The organism is Nannocystis bainbridge (assembly GCF_028368995.1).
GTDB classification, from domain to species: domain Bacteria; phylum Myxococcota_A; class Polyangia; order Nannocystales; family Nannocystaceae; genus Nannocystis; species Nannocystis bainbridge.
The window spans coordinates 594,458-611,199 of record NZ_JAQNDL010000004.1 but is presented as its reverse complement, the minus strand read 5'-3'; the positions used below and the strand labels follow the sequence as shown (position 1 = coordinate 611,199).

11 protein-coding genes are annotated in these 16,742 nt (G+C 72.9%); 7 read left to right on the top strand and 4 right to left on the bottom strand.

The genetic code is table 11. The features are described from left to right. Positions 1-94 precede the first annotated feature (94 nt). Both POL25_RS39820 and POL25_RS39815 read left to right on the top strand, forming a co-directional pair. Entirely contained in the window at positions 95-1,372 is a 1,278-nt protein-coding gene (locus POL25_RS39820) for an FG-GAP repeat domain-containing protein (RefSeq protein WP_272091641.1), read from the top strand. 259 nt (positions 1,373-1,631) lie between these two features. Then, on the top strand, positions 1,632-3,368 hold the full coding sequence (locus tag POL25_RS39815; protein WP_272091640.1) for a hypothetical protein: 1,737 nt from the start codon (positions 1,632-1,634) through the stop codon (positions 3,366-3,368). A 332-nt stretch (positions 3,369-3,700) separates the two neighbouring features. Here POL25_RS39815 and POL25_RS39810 read toward each other — a convergent pair whose 3' ends face one another. The 4 genes from POL25_RS39810 to carA all read right to left on the bottom strand — a co-directional run bounded on the left by POL25_RS39810 (position 3,701) and on the right by carA (position 10,137). Continuing rightward, a complete protein-coding gene (locus tag POL25_RS39810; RefSeq protein WP_272091639.1) occupies positions 3,701-4,456 on the bottom strand; it encodes a hypothetical protein in 756 nt (251 codons plus the stop codon). Positions 4,457-4,599: 143 nt separating this feature from the next. Beyond that, complete coding sequence (locus tag POL25_RS39805; protein ID WP_272091638.1) at positions 4,600-5,409, bottom strand: hypothetical protein; 810 nt, start codon at positions 5,407-5,409, stop codon at positions 4,600-4,602. A 350-nt stretch (positions 5,410-5,759) separates the two neighbouring features. Then, positions 5,760-8,909, bottom strand: coding sequence for a carbamoyl-phosphate synthase large subunit (gene carB / locus POL25_RS39800; protein ID WP_272091637.1), 3,150 nt, complete (start codon positions 8,907-8,909; stop codon positions 5,760-5,762). A 1-nt stretch (position 8,910) separates the two neighbouring features. Beyond that, positions 8,911-10,137, bottom strand: coding sequence for a glutamine-hydrolyzing carbamoyl-phosphate synthase small subunit (gene carA, locus POL25_RS39795; protein WP_272091636.1), 1,227 nt, complete (start codon positions 10,135-10,137; stop codon positions 8,911-8,913). A gap of 395 nt (positions 10,138-10,532) precedes the next feature. Here carA and POL25_RS39790 point away from each other — a divergent pair, with 395 nt between their 5' ends. From POL25_RS39790 to POL25_RS39770, 5 genes are all read left to right on the top strand, one after another. Next, positions 10,533-11,690 (top strand): zinc-ribbon domain-containing protein, encoded by a 1,158-nt coding sequence (locus POL25_RS39790; RefSeq protein WP_272091635.1) that lies wholly within the window; start codon positions 10,533-10,535, stop codon positions 11,688-11,690. A gap of 234 nt (positions 11,691-11,924) precedes the next feature. Beyond that, a complete protein-coding gene (locus POL25_RS39785) occupies positions 11,925-12,929 on the top strand; it encodes an N-acetylornithine carbamoyltransferase (RefSeq protein ID WP_272091634.1) in 1,005 nt (334 codons plus the stop codon). A 48-nt stretch (positions 12,930-12,977) separates the two neighbouring features. Next, positions 12,978-14,207 carry an argininosuccinate synthase gene (locus POL25_RS39780; protein WP_272091633.1) on the top strand — a complete coding sequence of 410 codons (1,230 nt, stop codon included), beginning with the start codon at positions 12,978-12,980 and terminating at the stop codon, positions 14,205-14,207. Continuing rightward, on the top strand, positions 14,204-15,358 hold the full coding sequence (locus POL25_RS39775; protein ID WP_272091632.1) for an acetylornithine deacetylase: 1,155 nt from the start codon (positions 14,204-14,206) through the stop codon (positions 15,356-15,358). The genes POL25_RS39780 and POL25_RS39775 overlap by 4 nt, the downstream gene beginning before the upstream one ends. A gap of 13 nt (positions 15,359-15,371) precedes the next feature. After that, positions 15,372-16,700, top strand: coding sequence for an acetylglutamate kinase (locus POL25_RS39770; RefSeq protein ID WP_272091631.1), 1,329 nt, complete (start codon positions 15,372-15,374; stop codon positions 16,698-16,700). Positions 16,701-16,742 lie beyond the last annotated feature (42 nt).

The following is a 16,742-nucleotide window of genomic DNA, read 5'->3' as shown; positions in this document are numbered from 1 at the left end:
CGCGCAAGCCCGGCCCGCGGCGTCCGCGCGATCACGCCCCCGGGCCCGGGGCCCAGCGCTTGCCGCGACCGCGTGCCCGTGGCAGCGTGGGCCCATGAGGGCTCACCTGGCGTCCGCGCTGGCGCTGCTCGTCGCCTGCACCGAGCGTCCCCTCGGCGAGACCGACGGCGACAGCCACGGCGACAGCCACGGCAGCGCGACCGAAGGCGTCAGCGGCGGCGGCCCCGGCGGCGAAGTCACCGGCGGCCTCACCACCGCCGATCCGTCCCCCACCGAGCCCACCACCACCGATCCGTCCACCGGCGGCGACCCGAACGAGAGCGGCGGCGGCGACCTCATCCCCGCGATCGAGCCCTACTCGCTCGAGGTCGCCGACTTCGACGGCGACGGCCACACCGACCTGCTCGTCATGGGCCTCGACGACGACGCCCTGATCTCCGGCTGGGTCGCGCGCGGCCGCGGCGACGGCAGCTTCGTCACCGACATCGCGCCCACCCTGCAGGGCGCCAGCGCCTACCCGGCGATCGGCCAGCTCGACGGCCACGCCGGCGTCGATGTCATGGTCGCCCAGCCGGACGACGCCGCCCGGATCTTCCGCTGGCAGGTGGCAGCGTTCGCCGCCTACAAGACGCTGACCAGCCCGCCCACGCCGCGCAACCACGTCGTCGCCGACCTCGACGCCGACGGCCGCAACGACGTCGTCGCCCTCAGCCGCGGCGCCCACAAGTTCGGCCTCACTGTCCACCGGGGCAGCGACGCCGCCGCCTGGACCACCACCACCACCGTGCTCGGCGCTGTCGCCGACTTCGCCCCCGGCGGTCTCCTCGTCGGCCAGCTCGACGGCGACGGCGTCCCCGACGCCCTCCTGTTCGAGGTCGACGCCCCGCGCGGCTTCCTGCGCGTGCTCGGCCGCCCCGACGGCCAGTTCGTCGAGCCCGTGGCCCAGGTCGCCCACCTGCGCCCGTGGGGCGCCGCCCTCGGCGACCTCGACGAGGACGGCCACCTCGACATCCTCGCCGCCGAGCAATTCCCCGCACGCCTGTCCCTTGCGACAGGTGACGGCGCCGGCGGCTTCAGCCACGCCAGCTCGGTCGCCATCGACCCGCCCTTCAAGCCGCACGCCCTCGACCTCGACGACCTCGACGGCGACGGCCACCTCGACATCGTCGCCGTCGACGCCCTCAGCCCGATCTTGCTGTGGTGGTCCGGCCACGGCGACGGCGGCTTCGCGCCCGCCCAGGCCATCCCGCTGCCCTCCGGCGCCGTCCGCGTCCACGCCGCCCAGCTCGACCCGAACCCCGCCCTCGACCTCGCCGTCGCCACCTTCGACGCCGGCGCCGTCACCATCCTGCTCAACCCCGCCGCGCCCTGAGCCTGGCCGATCGACCATGCGCCAAAGCGCCTGTTCTAAAGAGCAGGCCCCAAAATGCATGTCCATGAAGACATGTTCGAAAGCGCATGTCCCTGAGGCCATCCCACGTCCTCGTGGCCTCGTCACGCTCCCGGACCGTCACGCTCCCGGAACTCGCCCTTTCACTCTCTCGCGCGCCCGCCCTCGCTACCTCGACACGCCGCCGACCCCACGTCCTCGCGGCCTCGCCACGCTCCCGGGCCCCTCTGCCGACATGAACATGACTCCCCGTCACCTCATCCTCGGCCTCGCGCTCCTGGGCGCCTGCGATCGACGCGAAGCCGCCGCGCTCGAGCACGCCTCCGACCTGCAGGGCTCCGTCCCCGCCGGCGCCTCGCCGGATAGCGGTCCTACGCCCGCCAGCGACCCGACAGCGACCCCCGAATCAACCTCCTCGCTCCCGCCCACCGTCGACCCCGCTCCCGAGACCACCAACCTCCCGGCCTCCACGAGCGTCCCCGACCCCGCCGCGTCGAGCCCAGCACACCCTTCGAGCGTCCCCGCGGCTCCGCCCACGCTCCCCGTCATCCCGCCCGATCGCCGCTGCGGCGAAGCCGGCGAACGGCCCACCGAGCTGCCCCCGCAGCTCGCCCGCGGTCGCGTGCCCATCGGCTCGGGCACCCTGCGCCCCGACGACCGGCGCACCATCGGCAAGGCCAAGCTCCACTACGACCCCGACGCCTGGATCGGCACCCGCAAGGCCGGCCACCGCGGCCCCGCGCTGACCCTCGAGATCGATCGCGCCGAGGTCGGCCCGCACGACCCGTGGGGCGCGCACGTGGACCTGCACCCCGACCAGCAACATCACACCTTCGTCGGCCCTTACCGCTTCGACCTCCGCACCGGCCCCGGCGATCCGCCCGCCCGCGTCGAAGTCACCGTCACCCGCGAGGTCTGTCCCGCCGCCGCCGTCATGCCGCCCGCGACCGCCTCACGCTCGCTGTGGCTCAGCACCGAGGCCATCCGCACGTACACCTACGACCTCCAGGGCGAGTTCCTGCAGTTCAGCCTCGACGCCCGCGGCGACCAGCCCCGCCTCGACATCTCCAGCCTCGGCTACCGCCACTGGCTCGAGCCGCGCCCCGGCCTCGCCCCGCGCCTCCGCGTCGGCGCCCACTTCATCTATCTCGACCGCGTCGTCCCCGGCCCCGGCACCCGCCACGACGGCGCCGCCTGGAAGACCGAAAGCGACGCGCGCCTGCACGTCCGCCTGCGCATCGACCCCGCCGTCCCCACATCCCCGCCCGCGCCCGTCCCCGCCACCGACCCCTGCGGCCTGGCCCCCGTGCGCACCGCCGTCCCCGCCGCCCTCGCCAAGCTCCCCGCGCTGCAGCGCCCGCAAACCCTCGGCATCGGCCACGAGCTCGCTCTCGGCCCGATCACCTTCAAATACATCCAGCTCGAGATCCCCGCCCACGGCGGCGGCCCCTACCGCAAGGAAGCCACCCAAATTCCGCTGCTGCAGCTCTTCGGCGGCGCTCTCGGCGGCGCCAGCTTCTCCGACCCTCGCAGCAGGCCGGGCTTCGTCCGGCTCGGCCACGAGCTCGTGCGCGTCGAGCCCGACAAGAGAAGCGACCGCGTCGCGCTCCGCCGCGCCACCGTCCCCTGTCCCCACGAGAACAAGCTCCCCGCCCCGCAGGCCCCCGTCCACGTCTGGCTCAGCGCCGTCGGCCACACCCTCGTCAGCTTCCCCGGGCGGGGCCCCATCCCGCTGTCCCTCCACCTCTTCACCGAGTCGAGCCCCAGCCTGTCGGTCAGCAGCGAACACGCCAGCTTCTCCCACGCGCTGCGCCCGGACAGCCCCGCGGCCTTTACCCTCGACGACTACCTCGTCGAGCTCGTCGACATCGTCCCCGGCCCCGACACCAGCCACGACGGCCAGCGCTGGCAGTCGACCGGCCCCCTCCCGATCGTCCACGTCCAGCTCAAGGTCACCCCCCAGCCCGACGGACCCTGACACAGCGTCCCCGAAGGACATGTCCATATTGACATGTCCATAACGACATTATTTTAGAGACATGTCTCTGACGACATGTCCCTATAGACATTCTTTTGCAGCCATCTCGGGCCGACGAGCTTCCGCATCTGCCTGAAGCTTTCGCCAGCCGCCGAGCACTCCCGCGTGCTTCCGTCGTCTGTCACCCCATCCGCCCATGGCGCCTCGCCCGGCCCCCACTGACGCAGCCTCCGCCAGCTCGATGGCCTCACACCGCGCTCACCTCGACCTTCGCCCACCGGCTCATGGCGCACGCTCGGTCGGCGCGACTTCAGCAACGAACCGACGCAGCCTCAACCGGCCGCCCGCGCCGCCCCTGTCTCTTCGGCCAGCTCCGCCTCGTCCTCTTCCGCCCCCGGGCTGAGCGCGCGGAACGGCTGGCGGCGGCTCGAACCCGCCAGCGCGTCGCGGTAGTGGGCCAGGTTCTTCACCAGCGAACGCCAGCGGCGCAGGTCCTCGCGCAGGGCCGCGTCGCGTTCGACCAGCGCCAGCGCCCGGACCCAGCCCGTCACCGCCTGGCGCTCGCCGAACCACGAGCCGACGTTCGCTCCGATCGCCAGCCCCACCACCATGATCACCGCCACCAGCAGCCCGCCGAGGAAGAACATCATGTCGACCGTGAACCCGGGCGGGTGCGTCATCAGCTCCACGCACAGCACCAGCAGGGCCGACGCCCCCGCCAGCGAGCCCGCCAGGCGCAGGCGGTCGGTCGCGCGGGCCGCTCGCAGCTCGACCGCCGCCAGCCGCTGCGAGCCCGCGTACCCACGCAGCCACAGCCGCGAGCGACGCGGCCCCGTCGTCGCCGCCACCTCCACCTCGCCGCAGAAATCACCGCGTCGCACCAGCAGCCGCATCCCCGGCTGCTGCGCGCGCGCGCGCGACGGCGCCGGCTCGGGCACCGACACCACCTCCGATCGTGTCACCGCGTAGCCCGCGGCCGGCGGGAAGAACGACGCCCAGAGCCCCTCCACATGGCGCGCAGCGGCCTCCTCGGCCGTCGCCGGACACGCCACCGCCCATCCGAAGCCCTGCCCGAGTCGCGCATCCATCATCTTCAGGCTACTCGCGGGATCCGGCCCCGTCCAGCGGCGGTCACAGCGCGAATTTGCCGGAGCTTGCGAGCACCGCTGTCACACCGCATCGCCGCCGCCGCGCCGCCATCGATCTCTCCCGCACCCTCTCGCCGCGCGCCTCAGTTGCCCCCGCCCGCGCGCTCGCGCAGCAGGTCGGTCCAGCGGGCTCGCAGCTGCCCCTCCGCCTCGGCCACCGCCGTAGCGATCGCCACGGGCCCCGCCGCCACCGTCGCCCGACCGCGGCGCGTCGTCGTCGCCCACACCAACGCCTCCGCCAGCGCTGCCAGGTCGAGCCCTGCCAGCGCCTCGTGCGGCGCCGCCATCAACCCTCGCCGCCACACCGCCGCGTGCTCCGGAAACACCTGTCTCGAAGACCATGTCTCGTCGTCGCCCGGCGTCACCACCACCGCCTCGCCCGACGCGACCATCAGCCGGTATGTCACTGCCGCGAACACCACGTGCTCGAGCAGCCGCGCGTCCAGGCGCGGCTCTCCGGCCGTCCGCCCCGACTGCAGCCGCGGCAGCATCCCCCCGCCGAACTCGTCGGTGACGTGAAACACCGCCACCTCCGGCTCCGCCGCCAGCAGCGACCTCACCGCGAGCCGCAGCACCGCCGCCCGCGTCTCCGGCCCCACCCAGCTCCACGCCGAGCCCGCCCGCGCCGCCACCAGCTCGACCCCCGCGATCGCCGGCAGCGACTCGACCCCGAGCCCCGCCACCGCCGCTCGCCACGCCATGCGCTTCGCCTCCAGCGCCGGCGGTGACACGCTCGTCAACACCGCCACCCGCACGAACTCCGGCTGCCCCTCGCCGCGCTCCGACTCGAGCCCGACCCCGCGCGACAGGTACAGCCCCAGCCGCCCCGGCTCGCCCAGCGCCGCGCGCAACTCCTCGGGATCGACGCTCTGGGACCCTCGGCTCTCCTGCATGGCCCGGACGTACCAGAGCCCCGCGCGAAAATACACATTGCCGCCAAAACCGGCGCCACCCCGCCCAGAACCCCTTCAGCCAGGCCCACCCAGCCATCAACGCTCGCCGTCGACGCCGCGGAGCGGCGACATCCGTCGATCGTCAGCCAGTCACAACATGTCCATTCGGACAGCCTCACAACCCGTCACGCCGGACACCGATTCACCCGCCCGATCGGCCAGCATCACCTGCCCGCTCGGCCAGCGGGATCACCTGCCCCTTCGGACAGCCGAACCTGCCCGATCGGTCAGTCACCTGCCCGCTCGACCAGCCCTTCGCGCCGCGGCCTGACGACCGCGGCGCGCCGGGCTCACCCTGCCACTTCGAGCAGCGAGCGCGGAGGCAGCGGCCCTTCGCGCATCCGCTGGATCGCCCGCGCCCCCGCGGCCAGCCCTGCGATCGTCGTGTAGCACGGGATCTTGCGCCCCGTCGCCGCCGCGCGCAGCTCGGCCGCACCTGTCCCCGAGGCCAGGGCCAGCGTCACCCCGTCGAGCTCCCCCTCGACGCGCCCGATCGGGTACCCGAGCCCGGCCAGCGCCTCCGCCGTGCCCGCTCCTGCCAGCACCTCGAACCCGAGCAGGCGCAGGTGGTCCGCCACCGCCACCAGGCCCGGCGCGTCCTCGGCTGCCACCTCGATCGCCACCTTGCCTGCCAGCGGCAGCCGCACCCCGGCGCCCAGCTGCGCCTTCGCGTACGCCTCGGCGAAGCTCTCGCCGCTGCCCATCACCTCGCCGGTCGACTTCATCTCCGGCCCCAGCATCGGGTCCGCGCCGGGGAAGCGGCGGAACGGCAGCACCGCCTCCTTCACGCTCGCCATCGTCGGCAGCTTCTCCTCGGTCACCCCGAGCTCGGCCAGCGTCGCCCCCGCCATCACGCGCGCCGCCAGCTTCGCCAGCGGTCGGCCCGTCGCCTTGGCCACGAACGGCACCGTCCGGGCCGCGCGCGGGTTCACCTCGAGCACGAACACCTCGCCGCCGGCCACCGCGAACTGCACGTTCATCAGCCCGACCACCCCCAGCGCTCGCGCCAGCGCCACCGTCTGGCGCCGGATCTCCGTCTGGAGCGTCGGCGCCAGCGAGTACGGCGGCAGCGCGCACGCCGAGTCGCCCGAGTGCACCCCCGCCTGCTCGATGTGCTCCATCACCCCGCCGATCACCACGTCTGTCCCATCGGACAGGGCGTCGACGTCGACCTCGATCGCGTCCCTGAGATAGCGATCGATCAGCACCGGCTGCTCCTCCGCCGCCGCGAACGCCTCCGCCAGGTAGCCCGCGAGCTCCGCCTGCGAGCGCGCGATCGCCATCGCTCGCCCGCCGAGCACGTACGACGGCCGCACCACCAGCGGGAAGCCCAGCCCCTCCGCCTTCGTCAGCGCCTCCGCCATCGTCGTCGCCGTCGCGTTGTCCGGCTGCTTCAGCCCCAGCGTGTGCAGCAGCGCCTGGAACCGCGCCCGGTCCTCCGCCACGTCGATCGCGTCCGGCGAAGTCCCCAGGATCGGCACCCCGGCCGCCTCGAGCCCGCGCGCCAGCTTCAGCGGCGTCTGCCCGCCGAGCTGTACGATCACCCCGCGCGGCTGCTCGACCGCGATCACCTCGAGCACGTCCTCGAGCGTCAGTGGTTCGAAGTAAAGCCGGTCCGCCGTGTCGTAGTCGGTCGACACCGTCTCCGGGTTGCAGTTGACCATGATCGTCTCGATCCCCGCCTCGCGCAGCGCCATGGCCGCGTGCACGCAGCAGTAATCGAACTCGATCCCCTGGCCGATGCGGTTCGGCCCTGCCCCCAGGATCATCACCTTCTCGCGGCTCGTCGGCCGCGCCTCGCACTGCTCCTCGTAGCTCGAGTAAAGGTACGGCGTCTCCGACGCGAACTCGGCCGCGCACGTATCCACCCGCAGGAACACCGGCCGCACCCCGAGCTGTTGCCGGTGCTCGCGCACCGCCGCCTCCTTGAGCTGCAGCAGCTGCGCCAGCCGCCGGTCCGAGAAGCCCATCCGCTTCAGCGCTCGCATTCGGCCCGCGTCGAGCTCGACCAGCGACCGGCCTGCCAGCGCCTGCTCGACCTCTACCAGCTCCGCCAGTTGGTCGACGAACCACGGATCGATGCCCGTCAGGCTCTCGACCTGTCCCTTGGGCCAGCCGAGGCGCAGCGCCTCCGCCACCGCGAACAGCCGCTCCGGCCCCGGCTCCGCCAGCGCCGCCGTCAATCCTTCACCATCCAGCTCCGGCCCGCGCCGCTCCAGCCCCGCCGCCCCGATCTCGAGCCCGCGCAGCGCCTTTTGCAGCGCCTCCTGGAACGTGCGGCCGATCGCCATCACCTCGCCGACCGACTTCATCTGCGTGCCGAGGCGGGTCTGTGCGCCCTTGAACTTCTCGAACGCGAACCGCGGGCACTTGACCACCACGTAGTCGATCGCCGGCTCGAACGACGCCGGCGTCACCCGCGTGATCTCGTTGCCGAGCTCGTCGAGCGTGTAGCCGACGGCCAGGCGGGCCGCGACCTTGGCGATCGGGAACCCGGTCGCCTTGCTCGCCAGCGCCGAGCTGCGAGACACCCGCGGGTTCATCTCGATCACCACCATGCGCCCGGTCCGCGGATCGATCGCAAACTGCACGTTCGACCCGCCGGTCTCGACGCCGATCTCGCGGATCACCGCGAACGACGCCTCGCGCATGCGCTGGTACTCCTTGTCGGTCAGCGTCAGCGCCGGCGCCACCGTGATCGAGTCGCCGGTGTGCACGCCCATCGGGTCCACGTTCTCGATCGCGCACACGATCACGCAGTTGTCCGCGCGGTCGCGGACCACCTCCATCTCGAACTCTTTCCAGCCGAGCACCGACTGCTCGACCAGGATCTGGCCGATCGGGCTCGCCTCGATCCCGCGGCCGGCGATCGCCGCCAGCTCCGCCGCGTCGGCCGCGATCCCGCCGCCGGTCCCGCCGAGCGTGAACGACGGCCGCACGACCGCCGGGAACCCGACCGTCTCCGCCGCCTGCAGCGCCTCCGCCACCGAGCGGCAGAACACCGCCTCCGGCATCTCGAGCCCGATCGCCCGCATCGCCTTGCTGAACAGCTCGCGGTCCTCCGCCTTCTCGATCGCCTCGACCTTCGCCCCGATCAGCTCGACCCCCAGCCGCTGCAGCACCCCGTGGCGGAACAGGTCGAGCGCGCAGTTCAGCGCCGTCTGCCCGCCCATCGTCGGCAGCAGCGCGTCGGGTCGCTCGCGCTCGAGGATCCGCGTCACCGTCTCCCACTCGACCGGCTCGATGTAGACCGCGTCGGCCGTCTCCGGGTCGGTCATGATCGTCGCCGGGTTCGAGTTGACCAGCACCACCCGGTAGCCCTCGGCGCGCAGCGCCTTGCAGGCCTGCACCCCCGAGTAGTCGAACTCGCACGCTTGCCCGATCACGATCGGCCCCGCGCCGAGGATCAGGATGGATTTCAGATCTGTCCTTTTGGGCATGTCACACCCCCTTCGTGGTCCGGCCCGCGCTCACCTCGCGGGCGAACCTGTCGAACAGCCCCGCCAGCTCGCGCGGCCCCGGCGACGCCTCCGGGTGGCCCTGGAACGAGAACACTGGCCGATCCGCCAGCTCCACCCCTTGCAGCGACCCGTCGAACAGCGACACATGCGTCGCCCGCAGCGCCGCCGGCAGCGTCGCCGGGTCGGCCGCGAACCCGTGGTTCTGGCTCGTGATCAGCACCCGCCCGCTCGCCAGCTCGCGCACCGGGTGGTTGGCCCCGTGGTGGCCGAACTTCATCTTGAACGTGCGGGCCCCCAGCGCCAGGCACAGCAGCTGGTGCCCGAGGCAGATCCCGAACACCGGCAGCCCCGCCGCCACCAGCTCGCGGATCGCCGCCTGCTGGGCCTGCAGCGGCTCCGGATCGCCCGGCCCGTTCGACAGGAAGATCCCGTCCGGCCGCAGCGCCAGCGCCTGGCTCGCCGTCGTCGCCGCCGGCACCACCGTCACCCGCAGCCCGCGGTCGACCAGCAGCCGCAGGATGTTGCGCTTGATCCCGAAGTCGAACGCCACCACGTGCCCGGCTGCCCCCGGGGACATGCCCTCACGAACATGCCCCTCCGGACCTGCCGCATCGGACATGCCCTCACGAACATGTCCTTCGAGCCAGCGGACCGAGCCCGCCGTCCACCCGGCCGGCTCCGGCACGCTGACCGCCTCCGCCAGCGCCGCGCCTTGCAGCCCCGGGAACGCCCGCGCCGCCGCCACGCAGCCCGCCTCGTCGCGGGCCGCCTCGCCGGCCGCCACGCAGCCCGCCATCGCCCCGCGCTCGCGCAGCAGGTGCGTCAGCCGGCGCGTGTCGATGTCCGCCACCGCCACCACCCCCGCGCGCTGCAGATACGCCCCCAGGCTCTCGCGCCCGCGCCACGACGCGAACATGCGCGGCGCGTCGCGGACCACCAGCCCGGCGACCTGCGGCCCGCGGCCTTCCTCGTCGTCCGCGTTGACCCCGACCACCCCGACGTGCGCCGCCGTCAGCGTCACGATCTGCTGGTGATAGCTCGGGTCGGAGACGACCTCCTGGTATCCGGTCATCGCCGTGTTGAACACGACTTCGCCGCACGTGCGCCCGTGGGCTCCGAGCGCGCGGCCGCGAAACAGGGTCCCGTCGGCCAGCGCCAACAGGCCCGGCGTGCTCGGTGGGTCGATCCTCGACAAAGCTGCTGCCATGGGCCTCCGCGGGCACGCTCCCTAGCGCGTTCCCGCCCGGAGGGGAAGCGCCCGCGAACCCCGCGCCGACGACTCGCCGAGGCGGCCGCTCCGCCGACCTGGCCCAAGAGACAGCTACCGCCTCGCGCCCCCAGGGTCGCGCCGCCGCCAGCAGGTCACCCACCGCCCGGCCCGCTCGACCTGCCGCGCGTCGACCCCAGGCGACGCCTCCTCGGGCACGCGGGAGAACCACCGCCGCCCGGACCCGCGCCAGACTCCGCTCACGCCCGAGTCGCCGTCACGCTCCCGCCCGCGCCCCCGCTCACGCCCGAGTCGCCGTCTCGCTCACGCCCGTGCACCTGCTCGCCGGCGCGCGCGCTTGCGCGCATTCCTGAGCGGAGGTAGCGTCCGCCATCGTGCCCGCGAACCGGTCCAAGCCTCCGCGCTCGCACACACCGGTCCAAGGCGCCGACGCCCCGAAGCCCAGGCCCGCCGCCCGCAAATCGCCCGCCGACGCTCCGATCCCCAAGCCAAAGCTCGAGCCGAGCGCCCGCAAGCCCGCCGCCCCGCCGACCTCGCCGGCCCCCGCCGCAGCCCCGCCGACCTCGCCCGCACCTGCCGTGCCGCGCCCGCCTCGCAACGATCCCGCCGCGCGCCTCGCCGCCCTCCGCGCCATCGCCCGCCAGCACGGCGGCAAGTGCCTCGCCGACGCCTATCCTGGCTACCAGGGCCGCGCTGACTACCAATGCAAGCGCGGCCATCGCTGGTCCACCACCAGCGCCATCATCCTCGGCGGCTCCTGGTGCCCCACCTGCCGCTATCGCACCCCCGACAAACTCGACAAGATCAAGGCCATCGCCCGCGAACGGGGCGGCCGCTGCCTCTCCCGCGAATACCCGCCGCTCGGCCACAAGCTGCGGTTCCGCTGCGAACGCGGCCACGAATGGGACGCCGAGGCTCGCAAGATCCGCGAGGGCAACTGGTGCGGTCGCTGCCGCCGCAGCCTCGCCGACATGGACGACCTCGTCGCCCGGTGGGGCGGCCGCTGCGTCTCCGCCAAAACCGTCGATATCGCCGGCCCCTTGCGCTGGGAGTGCGCCCGCGGCCACCGCTTCACCTCGCGGGCTCGCAACATTCGCCTCGGCCATTGGTGCCAGCAGTGTCGCCGCGAGGACGGCTGGATCGCCGAGGTTCGCCGGATCGCCGCTCGCCGCGGCGGCGCCCTCCTCACCGAGCACAACCTCCATTCGGGCCGCAAGCTGCGCTGGCGCTGCGCCAGCGGCCACGAGTGGCTCAGCACCAGCGGCAACATCCTCAACGAGCGCTGGTGCCCGCAATGCGCCGACACCCGCCTCGGCATCCCCGAGATGCAGCGCATGGCCGCCAGCAACGGCGGCAAGTGCATCTCGAAAAAATACGTCGACCGCAACACCCACCTGCAATGGGAGTGCGACAAGGGCCACCGCTGGTGGGCCCGCCCGAGCGCGATCCGCTATCAACACACCTGGTGCCCCGATTGCGCCCACGAGGCGCGGCGCGCCAACCTCAAGGCCATGGCCAAGGACCGCCGCTGAATCGCGGGCGACCGCCTCAAACCAACACCGCAAGAGTCGACGGATCCCCCCGAGCGGCGGGGCGCCTTTCCCGAACCACCACCGGCGTCCGCCCCGGCGCCCCGGCCCGGCGAGCGCGACGCCATCCCCTCGCCGCGAACGCGAGAGGAAGTTCACAATCGCACGCCGGCCTGCGCTGCGCGACGGCCCCCGCGCCTATTTGGCGCACCGCCCCCCTGTGCTAGAGGAGCGCGCGTGCGCCACTTCCTCTCGACCCTCGACTACAGCCGCGCCGAGATCGAAGCCTTGCTCGCCGCCGCGCGCGCCATCAAGGCCGGGCCGCACGCGCAGACCTTGGCTGGCAAGTCGATCGCCCTGGTCTTCTTCAACCCCTCGCTGCGCACTCGCACCAGCTTCGAGCTCGGCATGCACCAGCTCGGCGGCAAGGCCATCGTGCTCGAGCCTGGCAAGGGCGCCTGGCCGATCGAGTTCGACGACGGCGTCATCATGGACGGCGAGCCCGAGGAGCACGTCCGCGAGGTCGCGCGGGTCCTCTCGCGCTACGTCGACGCCATCGCCGTGCGCGCCTTCCCCAAGTTTCAGCGCTGGGACGTCGACCGCGAGGACCGCGTCATCCAGTCGTTCGCGCGCCACGCCACCGTGCCCGTGATCAACATGGAGACGATCACGCACCCCTGCCAGGAGCTGGCGCTCGCGCTGACCCTGCAGGAGAAGCTCGGCGACCTCGCCGGCAAGAAGATGTGCCTGACCTGGACGTACCACCCCAAGCCGCTCAACACCGCGGTCGCCAACTCGGCGCTGATCATCGCCGCCAAGCTCGGCATGGACGTCACCCTCCTGTGCCCCAGCCCCGAGTACGTGCTCGACGAGCGCTACATGAGCGCCGCCGCCGAGTACACCCGGGCCGCCGGGCGCAGCCTCACCGTCACCCACGACATCGAGCAGGGCTACCGCGGCGCCGACATCGTCTACGCCAAGAGCTGGGGCGCCCTGCCGTACTTCGGCCGCTGGGACGAGGAGAAGCCGATCCGCGAGGCCAGCAAGCGCTTCATGGTCGACGCCGCCAAGATGGCGATGACCCCGAACGCCCTGTTCAGCCACTGCCTCCCGGTCCGCCGCAACGTCAAGGTCACCGACGAGGTCCTCGACTCGCCGCGCGCGATCCACATCGACGAGGCCGAGAACCGCCTCCACGTCCAGAAGGCCCTGATGGACGCCCTCCTGCGCGGCGCCCTCTGACCTCGCCCTCGCTTCGCCCCCGCTCGCCTCGCTCCCAGGATCCCCCACATGTCCCAAAGTACAGCTTCGAACAAGAAGGTCGTGCTCGCCTTCTCCGGCGGCCTCGACACCAGCTTCTGCGTGCCTTACCTGCGCGAGCGCGGCTACGAAGTCGTCACCCTGTTCGTCGACACCGGCGGCGTCGACGACGCCGAGCGGGCCTACATCGAGCAGCGCGCGCGCGACCTCGGGGCCGTCGAGCACGTGACCGAGAGCGGCGCCCAGCCGATCTGGGACGACGTCGTCGTCCCCCTCGTCATCGGCGGCCAGCTCTACCAGGACGTCTACCCGCTGCTCGTCAGCGATCGTTACATCATCGTCGAGCGCGCGCTGGCCCTGTGCGACGCTCGCGGCACCCGCGTGTTCGCCCACGGCTGCACCGGCATGGGCAACGATCAGGTCCGCTTCGACCAGACCGTGCGCTCGCTCGGCGACTACGACATCGTCGCGCCGATCCGCGACATCCAGCACGAGCACCACGCCGTGCGCGCCTACGAGGCCGAGTACCTGCAGAAGCTCGGCCACCACGTGCGGCCCAAGACCGCCAAGTACAGCATCAACGTCAACCTGCTCGGCGTCACCGCCTCGGGCTCGGAGATCGACGAGTTTCAGACCCCCGGGCCCGAGACCTGGCAGATGTGCGCGCGCCCCGAGGACTGGCCGCGGCAGCCCGCGCGCTTCGACATCACCTTCGAGCGCGGCGTCGCCGTCAAGCTCGACGGCGAGGCGATGGCCGGCCCCGACATCCTGCGCCGCCTCAACGAGCGCCTCGGCGCCTACGGCGTCGGCCGCAACATCTACACCGGCGACACCACCATCGGCCTCAAGGGCCGGATCGTGTTCGAGTGCCCCGGCATCGCCGGCCTGATGACGGCCCACCGCGCGCTCGAGGAGGCCATCCTCACCGCCAACCAGAACAGCTTCAAGCCGCTGGTCGCCAAGAAGTGGGTCGAGCTGGTCTACCGCGGCTTCTTCTTCGAGCCGCTCAAGGACGACCTCGAGGCGTTCCTGCGCTCGTCGCAGGCCGTCGTCAACGGCACCGTCACCCTCGAGACCGCCGGCGGCGTCGTCACCCCGATCGCCGTGCGCTCCGAGCACATCCTGCGCAACAAGGGCGCCGTCTACGCTCAGTCGGCCGACTGGGACGCCCGCGAGGCCGAGGGCTTCATCAAGCTGCTCGGCATGAGCTCGACCCTGTCCGCGCGCGTCAACCCGCGCCGGCGCCCCGGGCAGCGATGACCGAAGCCACGCTCCGGCGCACCCTCGAACACCTGACGCGCCTGGTCGCCTTCGACACCCGCAACCCGCCGCGGGCGATCGCCGGCGACGCCGGGCTGTTCGCGTACCTGCGGGACATGCTCCAGGGGTCAGGTCTCACCTGCGACACCGTCGACCTCGGCGACGGCTGCGTCTACCTGCTGGCCGTGCGCGGCGCCCCGCAGGTGCTGTTCAACGTCCACGTCGACACCGTGCCCGCCGACCCCGGCTGGACCGCCGACCCCCACCGCCTGCGCATCGAGGGCGACCTCGCCGTCGGCCTCGGCGCCTGCGACATCAAGGGCGCCGCTGCCTGCCTCCTGAGCGTGCTCGAGGCCACCACCGGCCCCGCCGCCGTGCTGTTCTCGTCCGACGAGGAGGCCGGCAGCAGCCGCTGCATCCGCGAATTCCTGACCCGCTCCGACCTGTCCCCGCGGACATCCGACATGTCCTCCGGGACAGCTTCGCACCCGACCTTCCGCAGCGTCGTCGTCGCCGAGCCCACCCGTTGCCGCGCGGTGCTCGAGCACCGCGGGATCGGCACCGCCACCGCCGTGTTCTCCGGCATCGGCGGCCACGCCTCCGCCGCCCGGGCCCTGCGCGACAGCGCCGTCCACGAGGCCGTCCGTTGGGCCAGCCTCGCCCTCGCCCGCGCGGGCGCCAGCGAGACCGCCGGCGCGGCCGGCTCGCTCCGGGGTCTGCGGCTCAACCTCGGCGCCGTCGAGGGCGGCCTCAAGGCCAACATGATCGCCAGCGCCGCCACCGTGCGCTTCGGCGTGCGGCCGCCGCCCGAGCTCCCGCCCGAGCTCGCCCTCGCCGAGCTGTTCGCGCTCGCGCCCGACCCCGCGCGCGTCCGCTTCACGCCCGGCTTCCTCGCCCCGCCGCTGCCCGCCGGCGGCCCCGCGCGCTTGACGGCGGCCCGCCAGGCCGCGTCCGCCCTGGCCGCCCGCCTCGGCCTCCCGCCCGGCGACCCCGTCGATTTCTGGACCGAGGCCGCCCTGTTCTCGGCCGCCGGCTGCGACGTCCTGGTCTATGGGCCAGGTTCGATCGAGCAGGCCCACACCGCGGGCGAGTACGTCCCCCTGGCCGACCTCGTCGAGGCGGCCACCCGCTACCGCGCGATCCTGTCCTGAAGTTCTCACGACCATGCCCAACCCCCGCGAGCTGATCGTCAAGCTGCTGCGCAACCTCGGCGGCCGCAAAGAGGTCGAGCAGTACCTCAAGCAATTCTCGAGCGTCGAGCACAAGCGCTTCGCCGTCATCAAGGTCGGCGGCGGCCTGCTCGCCGACGACCTCGAGAGCCTCGCCTCCTCGCTCAACTTCCTCCACCAGGTCGGCCTCCACCCGGTCGTCGTGCACGGCGTCGGGCCGCAGCTGCAGGCCGCCTTCACCGCCGCCGGCATCGACCCGACCGACTGGTCCCAGCGCACCTCGCCGCGCGCGCTCGAGCAGGTGCGCCGGGTGTTCCGCGCCGAGAACCTGCGGCTCGTCGACATGCTCGAGGAGATGGGCGCGCGCGGCCGGCCCGTCGTCGGCGGCGTGTTCGCGGCCGAGCTCGACGACGCCGACCGCGACGCCGAGCAGCGGGCGCGGATCGTGCGCGTCGACACCGACGCCATCGAGTCGAGCCTCAAGGCCGGCTCGATGCCCGTGCTCGCCAGCATCGGCGAGACCGCCGGCGGCCAGATCCTCGACCTCGGCCCCGACCTCGCCGCGCACGCCCTCGCGGTCCGCCTGCAGCCCTACAAGATCATCTTCTTGCGGGCCCGGGGCGGCCTGCGCGACGAGTACGGCGACCTCATCTCGGCCGTCAACCTCGCCGAAGACTACGAGCCGCTGCTCGCCGAGCCGTGGCTGACCGACAGCACCCGCCACAAGCTCGCGCTGATCCACGACCTCCTCGGCAGGCTCCCGCGCGCCTCCTCGGTCTCGATCACCTCACCTGACCTTTTGGCCATGGAGCTCTTCACCCACAAGGGCTCGGGCACCCTGGTCCGCCGCGGCGAGCGCATCATCCTCCACCCGTCGCTCGCCAGCGTCGACCTGCCGCGCCTCGCCGACCTGCTCGCCGCCGCCTTCGGCCGGCCCCCGGTCGCCGACTACTTCACCCGCAAGCCGTTCCGCCGGATCTACCTGGCCGACAGCTACCGCGCCGCCGCCATCCTCACCGACGAGGGCCCGATCCCCTACCTCGACAAGTTCGCCGTCACCGGCGAGGCCCAGGGCGAGGGCATCGGCGGCTCCTTGTGGCAGCGCATGACCCGGGACACCCCGCAGCTGTTCTGGCGCGCCCGCGTCGACAACCCGATCAACCCCTGGTACTTCCAGCGCGCCGACGGCAGCTACAGCGGCGGCACCTGGACCGTGTTCTGGACCGGCGTCACCGACTTCCCGACCATCCAGGAGTGCGTCGAGCGGGCCCTCGCCGCCCCGCCGACCCTGGAGGCCGCGCACACCATCGGAGGCGCCGCGTGACCCCGCCCGTCGCCATGCCCCTTCAGACATGCCCCAGCGGGC